Consider the following 15,519-nt stretch of genomic DNA (forward strand, 5'->3'; position numbering starts at 1 on the left):
CCCCGCAGACCCACCCGAGCCCAGACCCCCTGCTCCGGTCGAGGCCCTTTCGGAGACCACACCCACTCGCCGCCACAGCGACGCAGCAGCAAGGTCAGACCCACCGCAGTGACGCAGCGCCGCGTGAAGACCCCACCGCAGCGACTCGGCAGCGAGCGGAGCCCCAGCCGCAGGTCGGACCCTCAGCCGAACGCGCGGTCGAGCTTCTCGACGTGGGCCGCGACCTGCGCGTAGCGGGGTGACGTCGTCGGGAGGATCTCCAGCGCCCGCGACCAGACCCCGAGGTCGTCACGACCGTGGGGGGTGTCGGCGAACGACAGGACGGCGTCGGCGTCGTCGCTGGCCAGCAGGGCCGAGACCAGCTCGAGGTGCAGGTCGTCGCGCAGCTCCTCGACCGCCGGGGCGGTCGAGGCCGGCAGCACCGGTCCGCGGTAGGCCGCGACGGCGCTGCGCAGTCGCCCCTCCCGCAGCAGGTCGCGCACCTCGTCGACGTCGGTGCGCACCGCCGTGCGGAGCCGGTACGGGCGCGACGCCAGCTCCAGGGGACCGAGCACCCCGCGCAGGCGCGACAGCTCGGCGCGGATGGTGACCGGCGCCTGGTCGTCGTCGCTCAGCGCCACGCCCAGCTCGGCTGCGGTGAGCCCGTCGGGCGCCCGCGTCAGCAGCAGCAGGAGCTCGCTGTGGCGTCCGCTGAGCCGCGACGTGAGCGGGCCGACCTGCAAGGTGGCGCCGTGGACACCGAGCACGTCGAGCCGGGGCGCGGACCAGCCGCTCGAGACCTGCAGCGGCGACGCGCTCGGCTGGAGCCGGGCGATCCGTAGCTCCGCCTCGACGGCCGCAGCCGTCGCGCGGACGAAGCCCAGCCCCTGCGCCGTGGCCACCTCGGCGCCACCGGTCACGTCGAGGACGCCGAGCACCGCACCGGTGTCGGGGTCGTGGATGGGAGCGGCCGAGCAGCTCCAGGGCGTGACCTGGCGCCCGAGGTGCTCGGGTCCGAAGATCTGCACGGGCCGGTCGATCGCGAGGGCGGTGCCGGGAGCGTTGGTGCCGGCGCTCGTCTCGCTCCAGTCGGCGCCGGGCATGAAGTGCATCGCCTCGGCCCGGGAGCGCAGGCCCGACGAACCCTCGACCCACAGCAGCTGGCCGGCTGCGTCGCTGACCGCCACGAGCAGTCCGGCGTCGGCGGCGCTCTCGACGAGCAGTCGACGAATGACCGGCAGGCCGGGGGCCAGCGGGTGGTGCTCGCGGATCTCGCGCAGGGCCTCGTCGTCGAGCGTGATGCGGGGCAGGTCGGTCTCGGGGTCGAGGCCGCCGGCCACGCTGCGCTTCCAGGAGTCGCGCACGACCGAACGCACCGGCGCGTCGGTGGTGCCCGAGGTCAGGAACTCCTCGTGCGCGCGGCGGAGCCAGCGCGACAGGGAGTCCGGGTCGGAGCCTGCCGGCACGGCGACGTCGTGCTGCCGCTCGTGCGCCCTGGGCTCCGAGGTGCGTGGCATGGACGAAGTCTACGTGACCTGGCTCACGGGGACAGAGGAGCAAGGTCCCGAGGTCCGGCCGACCGGAGGACGCCCCTCGACGAGCTCGGGGACCACCCCTCGACAGGCTCAGGGACCCACACTCGACAGGCTCGGAAGCGTCGCGCCGAACCCCGCGGAGGCGGGGTCAGGCGTCTCGCCGCACGAAGGCGACGGTGCCCAGCACGAGCAGGACCATCACGAAGACGGCCATGACCAGCCCGCCACCCACCGCTCCGAACGGCACGACGCCGAAGAGCTGGAGGGCGTCGCCGAGCGAGACCCGCGTGTACATCTGTCCGCCGGCGTCGTAGGGCAGGAAGCGCAGCACCTCGACGAGTCCGCCACGGCCCGAGGGGTCGTCCGAGGCCGCCTTGATCGCGAGGACGACGGCCTTCACGAGGCCCTCGACGAGGGACGGGATGAGCAGCAGCATGGCCACGGCCGCGGTCTGGTTCCGGGTCAGCGTGGCGAACGCGAGGCCCGAGAGCGAGAACATCGTCGTGAACAGGACCGTGCCCAGGGTGATGTCGCGCAGGCCCTCGAACGTGGGCATGCCGACCCCGAACACCAGGGCGCTGAGGGCCGCGATGCCCACGCACACCAGAGCGGCCACGAGGGAGAGCACGGCGGTGGTGAGGATCTTCGCGAGCATGACCGAGGTGCGGCTCGGCAGGGCGGTCAACGTCGCGCGGATCATGCCGTGGCGGTACTCGTGGCCCATCGAGAACACCCCGAGCAGGCCGATGACGTAGGCGATGAACAACGGGGCGAAGCCGAGCGAGGCTCCGACGGTCACGAGGATCGCGAACGTGTTGTCGCCACCCGACAGCGGACCGGTCTCCGGGAGGTTCCAGGCGATGAGCACGCTGAGCAGGAGCTGGAAGGCGAAGGCCACCCCGAGGATCCAGTAGGTGGAGCGGATGGTGCGCAGGCGCGTCACCTCGTAGCGCAGGGCGTCGATCATCGCTGCCCTCCGCCCTCGCGGTCGTGGTCCGGGTCGGCGACCGCGCCCCGGTACTCCTCGTCGAGACCGGTCGCCGCGAGGAAGGCCTCTTCCAGCGTGGCCCGCCGGGTGGCCAGCTCGTGCACCCGCACGCCGTGCTCGTGCGCGAGGTCACCGATGCGGGCGGCGTCGAGACCGGAGACGACCTGGGCTCCGTCGGCGTCCGGGGTGAGCGTGGCCCCGGCCGCGGTCAGGACGGGGGCGAGGACGTGAAGGTCGGGAGTGCGCAGCAGCACCTGGACCGTGCCGCCGTGCTCGACGAAGTCGCTCACGGGACCGTTGGCCAGCAGGCGCCCGCGACCCACGACCACGAGCTCGTCGGCCAGGAGCGCCATCTCCTGCAGCAGGTGGCTGGAGACGAAGACGGAGCGGCCCTCGCCGGCGAGGTGCCGGAGCAGCTGGCGCAGCCAGGTGATGCCCTGGGGGTCGAGCCCGTTGCTGGGCTCATCGAGCACGAGGGTGTGCGGGTCGCCGAGCAGGGCCGCCGCGATGCCCAGCCGCTGTCCCATGCCGAGGCTGAACTTCTTGGGTCGGCCCTTCGCGACCGAGGTCAGGCCGACCAGCTCGAGGACCTCGTCGACCCGGCGCCGCTCGATGCGGTTCGCGATCGCGAGCATCTGCAGGTGGTGGCGGGCCTGGCGCGTGGGGTGGAAGGGCTTGGCCTCCAGCAGCGCGCCGACGTGGCGCATGGGCTGCTCGAGCTCACCGAAGGTGCGGCCGTCGAAGGTGGTGCGGCCCTCGCCCCGGTCCAGCCCGAGCATGAGCCGCATCGTGGTGGACTTGCCCGAGCCGTTGGGACCGAGGAAACCCGTGACGCTGCCGGGCGTCACGGTGAAGCTCAGGTCGTCGACCGCGCGACGGGTGCCGTACGACTTGCCGAGCCCTCGTGCCTCGATGACTGCCACGGCGCCAGCCTGCCAGAGACGGCCGCCCCGCGCCGGGAGTCGTGCACAGGCACGCCGCGGACGCTCAGGCGACGACGCGGGTGACGGGCAGGCTGGAGTCGACGGGGAGGTCGAGCGACGACGGGGCGATGCCGCGGGACACGACCTCGGCACCGAGCGCCGCCACCATCGCGCCGTTGTCGGTGCACAGACCCGGCTTCGGGATGCGGACCTCGATCCCTGCGTCCGACGCCCGCTCGAGGACCATCTGGCGCAGCCGCCCGTTCGCGGCGACCCCTCCCCCCACGACGAGGGTGTCGACGTCGTGGTCGCGGCACGCCTGCACGGTCTTGCGGGTCAGCACGTCGACCACGGCGTCCTGGAACGAGGCCGCGACGTCGGCGACGTCGATGTCGCGACCCATGCGCTGCTCGTGCTGCACGTGCCGGGAAACGGCGCTCTTGAGACCGGAGAAGGAGAAGTCGTAGCGGTACCGGTCGGCGTCCTTGGCGGCCGTCAGGCCCCGGGGGAAGCGGATGGCCGTGCCGTCACCCTCCTGCGCGACGCGGTCGATGTGCGGCCCGCCGGGGTACGGCAGGCCGAGGAGGCGCGCCACCTTGTCGAAGGCCTCGCCGGCCGCGTCGTCGATGGTGGTGCCGAGCATCGTGATGTCGGAGGCGATGTCGTCGACGAGCAGGATCTCGGTGTGCCCGCCGCTCACCAGGAGCGCGGCCACCCTGCGGTCGAAGCGACCGTGCTCGAGCTGGTCGACCGCCACGTGCGCGGCGAGGTGGTTCACGCCGTAGAGCGGCTTGTCGTGGGCGATCGCCAACGCCTTGGCCGCCGCGACGCCCACCAGCAGCGCCCCGCTCAGACCGGGACCGCAGGTGACGGCGATGGCGTCGACGTCGCGCACGTCGATGCCGGCCTGGGCGTACGCCTGCTCCAGGGTGGGCACCATCGCCTCGAGGTGCGCCCGGCTGGCCACCTCGGGCACGACGCCACCGAACCGCACGTGCTCCTCGACGCTGGAGGCCACGGCGTGCGCCAGCAGGTCGGTGCCCCGCACGATGCCGACGCCGGTCTCGTCGCACGACGACTCGATGCCGAGGACGATCGGTTCAGTCACGCCGACCAGTGTCTCAGACCCCGTGGAGCCCGCGGCCGACCTGGTCCTGGGCCCGACGCCGAGCACCGACGGATGCGGTCAGGAGGACTGCCCGTCCTGCTTCGCGGCGCGCCGGGCGGCCTTCTGCGCCTTCTCCTCGGCGTCCAGCCGGGCCGCCTCCTCCGGTGTCGGCGCCGTTCCGCCGTAGCGGGCCGGGGCCCACCACTGACCCTCCGGGGAGACCGGGTACTCGCGGATCGCCTTGTCGAGCAGCGCCGTCATGGCCTCGCGCAGCACCTGCGTCTCGGCCACCGGGTCCTCACCCGTGACCGGGATCGGTTCACCGACGTGCAGCGCGATCGTCTTGCCACGGCCCCAGATGTCGGACTCGTGGCCCTTGGTCTTCAGCAGCTGCGTGCCCCACGTGACCATCGGGATGAGCGGGACGCCCGCCTCGGCGGCCATGCGCACGGCCCCCGTCTTCAGCTCCTTGATCTCCATGGAGCGGCTGATCGTCGCCTCGGGGAAGATGCCCACGATCTCGCCGGAGCGCGCGTACTCGACGGCCTTGTCGTACGACGCCTGCCCGGCGTCACGGTCGACCTCGATGTGGTGGAAGGACCGCATGAGCGGACCTCCGACCGGGTGGTCGAACGCCTCCTTCTTCGCCATGAACCGCACCAGACGACCCGACGGCTGCGTGGCGAGACCGTCGAAGACGAAGTCCACGTACCCGATGTGGTTGGCCGCGAGGATCGCTCCCCCGGTGCGCGGCACGTGCTCGGTGCCGGACATCTGGAACGACATGCCCAGCAGCTTGAACAGCGTCTTGGCCGTCACGATGACGGGCGGGTAGGTGATGTCGCGCATGCGGGTCAGCGTAGTGCACAGATGTGCACCGAAGGGGAGGTCGCGGAGCCGCTTCTCACGTCCCGGGCGAGCCGGCGGACAGGTCGTCGGGGTCGTCGTCCACGACGTGCACGGCGGCCTCCTCGGCGCTGGCGGCGGCACCGTCGATGCCGACGTCGTCACCGACCAGGGCCTTCTCGGTGTCCTCGCCGAGTCCCTCGTCGGGCGCGACCAGGCGTCCGGAGCGCTCGTCGCCCACCTCGTCGTCGTAGACCTCGGGGTCGACGTCGGCGTAGGGGTCGACGTCGGGGACCTCCTGGGCGACGCGCTGGTCGAGGGTCTCGCCCTCGAGCGCCTCGTCGGGCGTGGTGCCGAAGCCCTCGCCCGCGCTCCACTTCTCCGGCGGGGAGTAGCCCTCGTCGAGGACGTCGTCGACGCCGCGGTCGACGAGCGTGTCGTCGGGCTGGAGCTGGTCGAGGACCTCCGACTCGTCGCGGTTGTCCTGGGCGTCGAATTCGATGGGTCCGTCGGTCATGCCTCGAGACTGCCACGCCGACGGCGCGACGCAAGTGCTGCGACGACCGCCACGAGGACCAGGGCCACGCAGCCGACCACGACCGCTTCGCGCCGCTCGCTGCCGGTGCGCAGCGCCACCAGGAACGCACCGGCGCCGATCGTGCTCCAGACGGTCGCCCACAGCGCGGCCCCGGGGACCAGCCCCACGAGGTAGCGCGGCCAGGTCATGCCGGCGAGCCCGGCGCCGGCGTTCACCACGGTCTGCGCGCCGACCGTCAGGAAGCTGGCGGTCACCACCGGCGGACCCCACCGGTCCACGCGGTCGGCAGCCGCGCGCAGCCGGGCGCCGGGCTCGCGCCGACGCAGCACGCCCGCCGCGACCAGACGTCCGACGCCGTAGGTGGCGCCGGCGCGCAGCAGCACGATCACGAAGAGGGCCAGCCACGCCCAGACCCACGGCCACGAGCGGATCTCGTCCATCATCGTGGCTGCTCCGTCGAGCTCGCGGGCAGCGACGTCTCCAGCACGAGGGCGTCCCGGCCGGGGCCGTAGTAGCCACGACGACGCGCGATCGGCTCGAAGCCGTGGGCGGCGTACAGGGCGAGGGCAGGGGCGTTGTCGTCGGCGACCTCGAGCAGCATGCGCGTCGCCCCACGGTCGGCAGCGGTCGTACCCGCGGCGCCCACCAGGCCCGAGGCGACGCCGTGGCGCCGGTGCGCCGCGCCCACGACCACGCGGTGCAGGTCGGCGACGTCGGCCACGACCCCGACGTCGACGTAGCCGGTCGTCACGTCGCCACGCTCGTCGACGAGCACGACCCGGTCGGGCAGGGAGAGCTCCTCGCGCAGCGTGGTCGCGGACCAGGCTCCCTGGCCGAAGGCCTCGCGCTCGAGCTCGGCGAGGGCCGCGAGGTCGCCGGCGTCCGCGGGACGGATCACCGCACCGGCGACGCCGGCCGAGCGTCCGGCCGGCGCAGGTAGAGCGGCTCCAGGGGCAGGATCTCGACCTGGCCGCTCACCACGCCGTCGGCGAGGGCCGCGGCCGACGCGTCGAGCGGTCCGTCGAGTGCCGTGAGCACGTCGGCGTACAGCTGGGCCCCTCGTCCGACCACGGGCAGGTCGGGAAGCAGGCGCGCGAGCTCCGCGGGCTTGTCCACGTTCGGGCCGTCGACCCGGCGCAGCACGCCACCCTCACCGGGCGCGTACCGCGCCCAGTAGACCTCCTTGCGGCGAGCGTCGATGGCCACGACGTGCTCGCGGTCGAGCCCAGCGGCGAGGGCCAGGGCGTCGAGGGAGCACACGCCGTGGGCCGTGAGCCCGAGGGTCGACGCGAGGGTGCGCGCGGTGACGATGCCGACCCTCAGCCCCGTGAAGGGTCCGGGACCCACGCCGACGGCGACGTCGGTGAGGTCGCCCGCCGTCCGACCGGCCTCGGCGAGGGCGTCGCGGATCGCCGGGGCGAGCAGCTCGCCGTGCGCCATCGTGCCCTCCCCCTCGGCCCGGCCGACGACGGCGTCGCCGTCGTGGACGGCGACGCTCACGGCGGGGCCGGAGGTGTCGATCGCAAGCAGCAGCACACGAGTGAGCCTACCCTCACCTGCACGCACCCCGTCCCGCTGCGTGGCGGCAGGACGGGACGGGACTCAGCCGAGCAGGGTCGAGCGCAGCGGGACGTCGACCCAGCGCGGACCGTTCGGCTTGATCGTGACCACGCGCGGCTCGGCCTCGTCGGGGTGGTCCCCGTCGTGCTGGGTGCCGAGCGGGTCGATGGGGCGCGCGCCGCGCACCTCGATGCTCACCGAGAGCCAGCTGTCGTTCAGCTGCTCGGCCATGCCCGCGCCCCACTCCACGACGGTCACCGACTCCTCGGCCGTGGCGTCGAGGTCGAGGTCGTCGACCTCCTCGGCACCACCCAGCCGGTACGCGTCGACGTGCACGAGCGCCGGACCGTCGGACTGCGACGGGTGCGTGCGGGCCAGCACGAACGTGGGCGACGTGATGGGTCCGCGGACGTCGAGCGCGGCTCCCAGGCCCTGGGTGAACGTGGTCTTGCCCGCACCGAGATCACCGGTGAGGACCAGCAGGTCGCCGGGTCGCACGAGCTCCGCGACCCGCGCGGCCAGGTGGTGCATGACCTCGGGCGTCGGGACCTCGCGGGCGAGCCACAGCGTCTTGCCCAGCACCAGGAGCGGTCCCTCCTGGTCGACCGGGTAGTACTTGCGTCGCGTCCAGAACCGCACCGTGTCGGGCAGCTCCTCGCGCACGTGCAACCAGATGCCGTCCTTGCCGCGCTCCTCGGCGGTGTCCTCGGCCACGCCCACCATGGCCGACGCGACGCCGCGCGACTGGATCTCGGGGTCGACCGCCACGCGCCGCAGTCCCAGCTTGCCGGGGCGCGACTCGTCGAACAGCAGCGCGCCCATGGGGACGCCGCGACGCTCCACGAGCAGTCCACCGGCCGTGCCGAGGACCTCGGCGACCGAGTCGACCGTCTCCTCGAGCGCCGTCGACGGCGGGTCGAGGTCGGGACGCACCCTGAAGGAGCGGTGGATGATGTCGACGACGGCCTCGGCGTGCTCGGGACCGGCATCGATGACGTCGAGCGCGCGCATCAGCGGTCCTGCTCCCGCACCGGATGACCGACGGCCTCGAGCACGTCCTCGATCGCGCGGGTGACGGCCACGTTCTCCTCGAACGGGATCATGTGTCCGGCGTCCTCCAGGGTCACGAGCTCGGCACCGTCGATGGCGTCGGCCAGGCGCCGGGCGTGGCTGATCGGCGTGAGCAGGTCCTTGGTGCCGCAGGCCACGACGACGGGCACCTGCGCGAGCCCCTTGGCCCCGGTCCGCACGTCGAGGTCGACGAACGCCGGGTAGAAGTCGAGCAGCACGGAGGTGTGCGCCCGCAGGATCATCTCGTCGGACATGTCGGCGTACTTCTGCGGCGCATCGGGACCGACCGCCCACCGGCGCACCACGCTGTAGCTGTTGAAGGTGCGACCCCAGTCGAGCAGCGGGCTCCCCGCCCGCAGCAGCGGCAGCAGCCGGCGCAGCCCCGGGCTCTGGCGCACGAGACGACCGGCACTCGTGGAGAGCAGCACCGCGCCCACCACCCGGTCACCGAACAGCGAGGGGGACTCGGCGGCCAGCTGCTGCACGGTGATGCCACCCATGGAGTGGCCGACGAGGACCACCGGGCCGTCGGGCGCGACCTCGTCGAGGATCGTGCGCAGGTCGTCGGCGAGCTGCTCGAAGCTCGATCCGTGCCGGGAGGAGCGTCCCGAGGCACCGTGCGAGCGCTGGTCGTAGAACACCATGCGCACGAGGCCGCGGAGCGCCAGACGCTGGTAGTGCCACGTGTCGAGGGTGCAGACCCAGCCGTGCACGAAGACCACCGTGAGGGGCGCGGAACCGCTGCTCCCGTCGTCGTCCTGCTCGTCGACCTCGACGTTGAGCGCCACGCCGTCGGAGACGATGACGGTGCGCGGCGTGCTGTGCACGCTGCCGAACGCCACGTCCTCGCCCCGCTGCTCGCGTCGGTGCTCGCGTCGGCGGGTGTCCACGACCTTCGCGGCGACACCGGCCGCCACGAAGGCCCCGGCGGTCGCGGCCAGGGCGGTCAGGCGGGCGGGAAGGTGGCTCATCACGGTCCTCGGTGGGCCGGCCGACGGACGGTTCGTCCGGCTCAGCCTCGGTAGGTGCGCTCGATGCGGCCGCCCAGTCGGGTGACGACCTCGTAGCCGATCGTACCGGCGGCGCTCCCCCAGTCCTCCGCGGTGGGGGCGCCCGGCTCGGCGCCGAACAGCGTCACCACGTCGCCGCGGGCGGCGTCCCGGTCGCCCAGGTCCACGACCAGCTGGTCCATGCAGATGCGTCCGACCACGGGGGCGCGTCCTCCGGCGACACCGACCTCGGCGCGACCCGACGCGGTGCGGAGCACGCCGTCGCCGTACCCGAGCGGGACCAGGCCCAGGGTGGTCTCGCGGTCCGTGGTCCACGTGTGGCCGTAGGAGACCGACGTCCCCGCCGGGACCCGCTTCACCGCGGCGAGCCTGCCCCGCAGCGTGAGCACCGGCCGCAGGTCGGCGATCCCGGAGAGAGCGGGGTCGGGGGCGATCCCGTAGGTGGCGATGCCGGGCCGCACGAGGTCGAAGTGGGCCGAGGGGCGGGTGAGCAGTGCCGCCGAGTTGGCCAGGTGGCACCAGCGTGGATCGAGGCCGGCGCCTCGCACGGTCTCGACGGCCTGCCGGAAGACCTCCTCCTGGCGGTCGTTGGCCCGATGGCTCGGCTCGTCGGCACAGGCGAGGTGCGACCACACCCCCGTGACCTCGACCCGCCCCGACGCCTGCGCGGAGGCGGCGGCCCCGACCAGGTCGTCCCACTGGGGGCCGAAGGCGCCGTTGCGGGCCAGGCCGGTGTCGACCTTCAGCTGCACGCGCGGACGTCGGCCGACGGGGACGGCGGCCAGGATCTCGTCGAGCTGCTCGGTCGACGAGGCGGTCAGCTCGACGTCACGCTCGACGGCGGCGGCGTAGGAGGCGCCGGGTGCGGCGAGCCAGCAGAGCAACGGCCCGGTGTCGCCGGACTCGCGCAGCCGGAGCGCCTCCTCCGGCGTCGCGACACCGAGCCACGAGGCACCGGCCTCCCGCGCCGCACGGGCCACCGGGAGCATGCCGTGACCGTAGGCGTCCGCCTTCACGACCGCCATGAGCGCCGACCCGGGGGCCAGCTGCGCGAGGGTGGCCACGTTGTGGCGGTAGGCGTCGAGGTCGACGACCGCCTCGGCCTGGGGGCTCACCACCGGCGCACCTCCCCCAGGGAACCGTCGAGGAACGCCGCCACGGTGGCGGGCAGGGCCGCGGCCACCTGCGACGCGGTCACGGGACCCCCGGGGTTCGCCCGCACGGCCGCTGCTCCGTGCAGGAACGCGGCGAGGCGCCCGGCGTCGAACGGGTCGAGTCCACCGGCCAGCAGCGACCCCGCGAAGCCGGCGAGCACGTCGCCGGACCCGGCGGTGCCCAGCCACGGGGCGCCGGACAGGTTGACCGCCGTCGTGCCGTCGGGCCGCACGACGACCGTGCGGGCGCCCTTCAGCAGCACCGTGGCGCCCCACCGCTGCGAGGCCGCCTGCGCGTGCCGCAGCGGGTCGGCCTCGACCACGTCGCGCTCGACGTCGAGCATCCGGGCCAGCTCGCCCGCGTGCGGGGTGAGCAGAGCAGCGACCCCGGCCGGTTCGGGGAGGTGCTCGAGCGCTCCGGCGTCGACGACCACCGGCACACCGTCCTCGAGGCACGCGGCCAGCTGCGCGTCGACGTCGTCGCCGGCCCCCGGGCCGACCACCCAGGCCTGGACCCGACCTCGTCCGTGCACCACCTCGGGCGCCCGGTCGACCACGCGGGCGGCGAGCGCGTCGCTGCCGACGAAGCGCAGCATGCCTGCGAGCCCGGACTGCGCGCCGGCCACGCAGAGGTGCGCTGCGCCGGCATAGGCGTCGGACCCGGCGGACACCCCGACCACGCCGCGCGCGTACTTGTGGGAGTCGCCGCCGGGCGCATGCCGTCGCAGCAGCTCGCCGTCACCGGTCACGAGCGCCTCGACGGCGGCGCTCGGCAGGTGCGGGCCGAGCCCGATGTCGACGAGGTGCGGCGGCTCCCCACCACCGGCGTCGGCGGCCGGCCCGACGAGCGAACAGACCTTGTAGGTGCCGAACGTGACCGTGCGGTCCGCCCGCACGTGCACGCCCGGGGCGGCACCGGTGTCGACGTCGACGCCGGAGGGGACGTCGACCGCCACGACGTGGGCCGACGTCTCCTGCGTCCACCGGGCCCAGTCCGCGGCCCGACCCTCGAGGCCGGCGCGGGCGCCGATGCCGAACAGAGCATCGAGGCACCAGCGCTGGGCACCCGGGCCGTCGACCCGCTGCGCTCCGGCCGCCCGGGCCGCTTCGAGGCCCTCGGCGTGCACGGCGTCGGGGTCGAGCAGCGCGAGGTCCACGCGCACCCCACGGTCGAGCAGGTGGGTTGCCGCGAACAGGGCGTCGCCGCCGTTGTTGCCGGGACCGACGAGCACCACCACGACGTCACCGGCCGGGACGTCGTCGAGGGCGTCGGCCAGTCCGCGGGCGGCGCGCTGCATGAGAGCGTCCCAGCCGGTCTCGCGGGCGAGCCGCTCCTCGGCGTCGCGCACCTGCGCGACGGTGTGCCCGCTCAGCACGTGCTCACGTCCCCCGTCATGATTCTGCCACGACGAACGCCGTGGCCACCGACGTGTCGTGCGACAGCGACACGTGCACGCGCGTGATGCCGAGGTCGGCCACCCGGGCCTCGGCCGCACCGGAGAGCGAGAGGTGCGGAGCGCCGTGCTCGTCGAGCACGACCTCGATGTCCTGCCACGACATGCCCGCGGGCGCCCGCAGGGCCTTCACGAACGCCTCCTTGGCGGCGAAGCGTGCCGCCAGGCGCTCGGTGGAGAGCACGGCCTCGGCGGGGGTGAAGAGTCGCGAACGCAGCTCGGGCGTGCGCTCGAGGGTCCGCTCGAACCGACCGAGATCGACGACGTCGACCCCCACGCCCCAGATGCCGGTCACCGTCGACCTACTCGACCGTGACCGACTTGGCGAGGTTCCGCGGCTGGTCCACGTCGTGGCCGAGCAGCGACGCCAGCTCGCACGCGAAGATCTGCAGCGGCACCGTGGCTACCAGGGGCTGGAGCAACGTGGGCACCTTGGGCAGCCGGATCAGGTGGTCGGCGTAGGGCACCACGTCGTCGTCCCCGTCCTCGGCCAGCACGATCGTGAGAGCGCCCCGGGCGCGGACCTCCTGGATGTTGCTGACGATCTTCTCCTGCAGCTGGTCGCGTGCCTTCGGAGGCACGACCACGAAGACGGGGATGCCGTCCTCGATCAGCGCGATGGGGCCGTGCTTGAGCTCACCCGCCGCGAAGCCCTCCGCGTGCAGGTACGCGAGCTCCTTGAGCTTGAGCGCCCCCTCGAGCGCCACGGGGTAGCCGACGTGCCGGCCGAGGAACAGCACGGACCGACGGTCCGACAGCTCCGCGGCGAGCTTGCGCACCTGGTCGCCCTCGTCAAGCATCCGCTGGATGCCGGCCGGCAGCTTCTCGAGCGCGCCCATGATGGCGTCGATCTCGTCGCCGTACTTGGTGCCCTTGACCTGGGCGAGGTATAGGCCGAGCAGGTAGCAGGCCACGACCTGCGACAGGAAGCCCTTGGTGGACGCGACGGCTACCTCCGGACCGGCGTGGGTGTAGATGACCGCGTCGGACTCGCGCGGGATGGTGGAGCCGTTGGTGTTGCAGATGCTCAGCACCCGGGCGCGCTGCTGACGGGCGTACCGGATGGCCATGAGCGTGTCCATGGTCTCGCCGGACTGGCTGATCGCCACCACGAGCGTGGACCTGTCGATGATCGGGTCGCGGTACCGGAACTCCGAGGCGAGCTCGACCTCGCACGGGATGCGCGTCCAGTGCTCGATGGCGTACTTGGCCACGAGCCCGGCGTAGGAGGCGGTGCCGCACGCGATGATGATGATCTTGTCGACGTCGCGCAGCTCGTCGTCGCTGAGGCGCATCTCGTCGAGCTGCAGACGGCCCGCCCGGCTGTAGCGGCCGAGGAGGGTCTCGGCGACGGCCTGCGGCTGCTCGTCGATCTCCTTGAGCATGAACCAGTCGTAGCCACCCTTCTCGGCAGCGGAGACGTCCCAGTCCACGTGGTAGCTGGTGGTCTCGGCGGGCGCGCCGTCGAAGCCGGTGACCACCATGTCGTCGCGGGTGATGGTGACGACCTGGTCCTGGCCGAGCTCGACCGCCTCACGGGTGTACTCGATGAAGGCCGAGACGTCGGACCCGAGGAAGTTCTCGCCCTCGCCGCGCCCGACCACGAGCGGGGAGTTGCGCCGCGCGCCGACCACGACGTCGGGCTGCTCGGCATCGGTGATGACGAGCGTGAAGGCACCCTCGAGACGGTTGCAGACGGCACGCACGGCGTCGTCGAGGGCGGGCGTGCGCACGAGCTCGTCGGAGAGCAGGTGGGCCACGACCTCGGTGTCGGTGTCGGACTGCATCTCGTGCCCGGCGGCCTCCAGCTCGGACCGGAGCACGGCGAAGTTCTCGATGATCCCGTTGTGCACGACCGCGATCCGACCGTCCTCGCTGAGGTGCGGGTGCGCGTTGCGGTCGTTGGGCGCGCCGTGGGTGGCCCAGCGGGTGTGGCCGATGCCCGTGGTGGACTCCGGCAGCGGCGCCTCGGCGAGGACCCCGTCGAGGTTGACGAGCTTGCCCGCCTTCTTGGCCCAGGCGATCCGGCCGGTCTCGGGGTCGGCCAGCGCGACTCCGCCGGAGTCGTAGCCGCGGTACTCGAGGCGACGCAGCCCGCCCATGACGACGTCCAGGGCGCTGCGGTGCCCGACGTATCCCACGATTCCACACATGCGCTCCAGGGTACCCAGGGAACCCGCCGGCTCCCGCTACCGGCAGGATGAGGCCATGGCACGTGAGCTCTCGCCGTACGTCGAGATCGAGAGGTCCGCATGGGCCGACCTCGCGGAGGACGTGCCGCAGCCGCTGACGGCGGCCGACGTCGAGCGCCTGCGTGGCCTCGGCGACGAGCTCGACATCGACGAGGTCCGTGAGGTCTACCTGCCCCTCGCCGAGCTGATCAGCCTCCGGGTGCGTGCAGCGACCCGGCTCTGGGAGGCCACCGAGTCGTTCCTGCGGGAGCCGCAGCCCCAGCGCACCCCGTTCGTCATCGGCGTGGCGGGTTCCGTGGCCGTCGGCAAGTCCACGACGGCGCGGCTCCTGCGCGCGCTGCTCTCCCAGTCACCGGACCACCCGCGCGTCCAGCTGGTCACGACCGACGGCTTCCTCTGGCCCAACGAGGAGCTCGAGCGTCGGGGCATCCTCCAGCGCAAGGGCTTCCCGGAGTCCTACGACCGCAAGGCGCTCCTGCGCTTCGTCATCGACGTCAAGTCCGGCGTCGAGCAGGTCTCGGCCCCGGTCTACTCCCACCTCACCTACGACCGCACCGACGAGACGGTGGTCGTGGAGCGTCCCGACATCGTCATCGTCGAGGGCCTCAACGTCCTGGCTCCGGCGAAGGAGCGCGGTGACGGCTCACCCGGGCTGTCGGTGAGCGACTACTTCGACTTCTCCATCTACGTCGACGCCTCCAGCAAGGACATCCGCCGCTGGTACGTCGACCGCTTCCTGGCCCTGCGCCGCACGGCGTTCGCCGACCCCGCCTCCTACTTCCACCGCTACAGCAGCCTCACCGACGACGAGGCACGAGCCCGCGCCGAGGAGCTGTGGGACACGATCAACTGGCCCAACCTGCGCGAGAACATCCAGAGCACCCGCGGTCGCGCCGACCTGGTGCTACGCAAGAGCGCCGAGCACTCCGTGAAGTGGGTGCGGTTCCGCAAGATGTGACGACCGGGTCTGCGAAACGGCCTCGACCGGGGCGGTAGGTCTCGGCCCGGGTGGGTCTGCGGGGCGCGGCTGGGTTCTCGCTCGCCGCTGCGTCGCTGTGGGTGCGAGTGGACGTGGTCTCCGAAAGGGCCTCGACCGGAGCAGGGGCTCTGGGCTCGGGTGGGTCTGCGGGGCGCGGCTGGGTTCTCGCTCGCTGCTGCGTC

Annotated in this window: 16 protein-coding genes; 1 reads left to right on the forward strand and 15 read right to left on the reverse strand. The window is 73.1% G+C overall.

Annotation, left to right across the window (positions count from 1 at the left end; genetic code table 11):
* Nucleotides 1-182: 182 nt before the first annotated feature.
* The 15 genes from NUV38_RS16555 to glmS form a co-directional block, all read right to left on the reverse strand.
* A complete protein-coding gene (locus tag NUV38_RS16555) occupies nucleotides 183-1,496 on the reverse strand; it encodes a GAF domain-containing protein (protein ID WP_257730168.1) in 1,314 nt (437 codons plus the stop codon).
* Nucleotides 1,497-1,662: 166 nt separating this feature from the next.
* A complete protein-coding gene (locus tag NUV38_RS16560; RefSeq protein ID WP_257730169.1) occupies nucleotides 1,663-2,481 on the reverse strand; it encodes an ABC transporter permease in 819 nt (272 codons plus the stop codon).
* Complete coding sequence (locus NUV38_RS16565) at nucleotides 2,478-3,425, reverse strand: ATP-binding cassette domain-containing protein (RefSeq protein WP_257730170.1); 948 nt, start codon at nucleotides 3,423-3,425, stop codon at nucleotides 2,478-2,480. The genes NUV38_RS16560 and NUV38_RS16565 overlap by 4 nt, the downstream gene beginning before the upstream one ends.
* A gap of 64 nt (nucleotides 3,426-3,489) precedes the next feature.
* The gene (gene tsaD, locus NUV38_RS16570) at nucleotides 3,490-4,533 is read right to left on the reverse strand and encodes a tRNA (adenosine(37)-N6)-threonylcarbamoyltransferase complex transferase subunit TsaD (RefSeq protein WP_257730171.1); all 1,044 of its coding nucleotides are present in this window, start codon (nucleotides 4,531-4,533) and stop codon (nucleotides 3,490-3,492) included.
* 78 nt (nucleotides 4,534-4,611) lie between these two features.
* Nucleotides 4,612-5,382, reverse strand: coding sequence for a 1-acyl-sn-glycerol-3-phosphate acyltransferase (locus tag NUV38_RS16575; RefSeq protein WP_055964435.1), 771 nt, complete (start codon nucleotides 5,380-5,382; stop codon nucleotides 4,612-4,614).
* 55 nt (nucleotides 5,383-5,437) lie between these two features.
* Complete coding sequence (locus tag NUV38_RS16580; protein WP_257730172.1) at nucleotides 5,438-5,896, reverse strand: DUF5709 domain-containing protein; 459 nt, start codon at nucleotides 5,894-5,896, stop codon at nucleotides 5,438-5,440.
* Entirely contained in the window at nucleotides 5,893-6,360 is a 468-nt protein-coding gene (locus NUV38_RS16585) for a DedA family protein (protein ID WP_257730173.1), read from the reverse strand. The genes NUV38_RS16580 and NUV38_RS16585 overlap by 4 nt, the downstream gene beginning before the upstream one ends.
* On the reverse strand, nucleotides 6,357-6,815 hold the full coding sequence (locus tag NUV38_RS16590; protein WP_257730174.1) for a GNAT family N-acetyltransferase: 459 nt from the start codon (nucleotides 6,813-6,815) through the stop codon (nucleotides 6,357-6,359). The genes NUV38_RS16585 and NUV38_RS16590 overlap by 4 nt, the downstream gene beginning before the upstream one ends.
* On the reverse strand, nucleotides 6,812-7,453 hold the full coding sequence (gene tsaB / locus NUV38_RS16595; protein WP_257730175.1) for a tRNA (adenosine(37)-N6)-threonylcarbamoyltransferase complex dimerization subunit type 1 TsaB: 642 nt from the start codon (nucleotides 7,451-7,453) through the stop codon (nucleotides 6,812-6,814). The genes NUV38_RS16590 and tsaB overlap by 4 nt, the downstream gene beginning before the upstream one ends.
* A 66-nt stretch (nucleotides 7,454-7,519) precedes the next feature.
* Nucleotides 7,520-8,488 (reverse strand): tRNA (adenosine(37)-N6)-threonylcarbamoyltransferase complex ATPase subunit type 1 TsaE, encoded by a 969-nt coding sequence (gene tsaE, locus NUV38_RS16600; RefSeq protein WP_257730176.1) that lies wholly within the window; start codon nucleotides 8,486-8,488, stop codon nucleotides 7,520-7,522.
* Nucleotides 8,488-9,519 (reverse strand): alpha/beta fold hydrolase, encoded by a 1,032-nt coding sequence (locus NUV38_RS16605; RefSeq protein ID WP_257730177.1) that lies wholly within the window; start codon nucleotides 9,517-9,519, stop codon nucleotides 8,488-8,490. Before NUV38_RS16605 ends, tsaE begins: the two co-directional genes overlap by 1 nt.
* 41 nt (nucleotides 9,520-9,560) lie before the next feature.
* The gene (alr, locus tag NUV38_RS16610; protein WP_257730178.1) at nucleotides 9,561-10,676 is read right to left on the reverse strand and encodes an alanine racemase; all 1,116 of its coding nucleotides are present in this window, start codon (nucleotides 10,674-10,676) and stop codon (nucleotides 9,561-9,563) included.
* Nucleotides 10,670-12,088, reverse strand: coding sequence for an NAD(P)H-hydrate epimerase (locus NUV38_RS16615; protein ID WP_257730179.1), 1,419 nt, complete (start codon nucleotides 12,086-12,088; stop codon nucleotides 10,670-10,672). Before NUV38_RS16615 ends, alr begins: the two co-directional genes overlap by 7 nt.
* 16 nt (nucleotides 12,089-12,104) lie before the next feature.
* Nucleotides 12,105-12,461, reverse strand: a complete 357-nt coding sequence (locus NUV38_RS16620; RefSeq protein WP_257730180.1) for a holo-ACP synthase — start codon at nucleotides 12,459-12,461, stop codon at nucleotides 12,105-12,107.
* A 7-nt stretch (nucleotides 12,462-12,468) separates the two neighbouring features.
* Nucleotides 12,469-14,319 (reverse strand): glutamine--fructose-6-phosphate transaminase (isomerizing), encoded by a 1,851-nt coding sequence (gene glmS / locus NUV38_RS16625; protein ID WP_257730181.1) that lies wholly within the window; start codon nucleotides 14,317-14,319, stop codon nucleotides 12,469-12,471.
* A 55-nt stretch (nucleotides 14,320-14,374) separates the two neighbouring features.
* Here glmS and coaA point away from each other — a divergent pair, with 55 nt between their 5' ends.
* On the forward strand, nucleotides 14,375-15,316 hold the full coding sequence (coaA, locus tag NUV38_RS16630) for a type I pantothenate kinase (protein ID WP_257730182.1): 942 nt from the start codon (nucleotides 14,375-14,377) through the stop codon (nucleotides 15,314-15,316).
* Nucleotides 15,317-15,519: the final 203 nt, after the last annotated feature.

Origin of the sequence: Aeromicrobium sp. 50.2.37 (assembly GCF_024655735.1) — a bacterium.
Taxonomy (GTDB): Bacteria; Actinomycetota; Actinomycetes; order Propionibacteriales; family Nocardioidaceae; genus Aeromicrobium.

What these genes read in the sequence shown, in the direction of transcription:
- NUV38_RS16555 (WP_257730168.1), bottom strand. Translation starts at nt 1,496, where the DNA reads ATGCCACGCACCTCGGAGCCCAGGGCGCACGAGCGGCAGCACGACGTC.
- NUV38_RS16560 (WP_257730169.1), bottom strand. Translation starts at nt 2,481, where the DNA reads ATGATCGACGCCCTGCGCTACGAGGTGACGCGCCTGCGCACCATCCGC.
- NUV38_RS16575 (WP_055964435.1), bottom strand. Translation starts at nt 5,382, where the DNA reads ATGCGCGACATCACCTACCCGCCCGTCATCGTGACGGCCAAGACGCTG.
- NUV38_RS16580 (WP_257730172.1), bottom strand. Translation starts at nt 5,896, where the DNA reads ATGACCGACGGACCCATCGAATTCGACGCCCAGGACAACCGCGACGAG.
- NUV38_RS16585 (WP_257730173.1), bottom strand. Translation starts at nt 6,360, where the DNA reads ATGATGGACGAGATCCGCTCGTGGCCGTGGGTCTGGGCGTGGCTGGCC.
- tsaE (WP_257730176.1), bottom strand. Translation starts at nt 8,488, where the DNA reads ATGCGCGCGCTCGACGTCATCGATGCCGGTCCCGAGCACGCCGAGGCC.
- NUV38_RS16605 (WP_257730177.1), bottom strand. Translation starts at nt 9,519, where the DNA reads ATGAGCCACCTTCCCGCCCGCCTGACCGCCCTGGCCGCGACCGCCGGG.
- glmS (WP_257730181.1), bottom strand. Translation starts at nt 14,319, where the DNA reads ATGTGTGGAATCGTGGGATACGTCGGGCACCGCAGCGCCCTGGACGTC.
- coaA (WP_257730182.1), top strand. Translation starts at nt 14,375, where the DNA reads ATGGCACGTGAGCTCTCGCCGTACGTCGAGATCGAGAGGTCCGCATGG.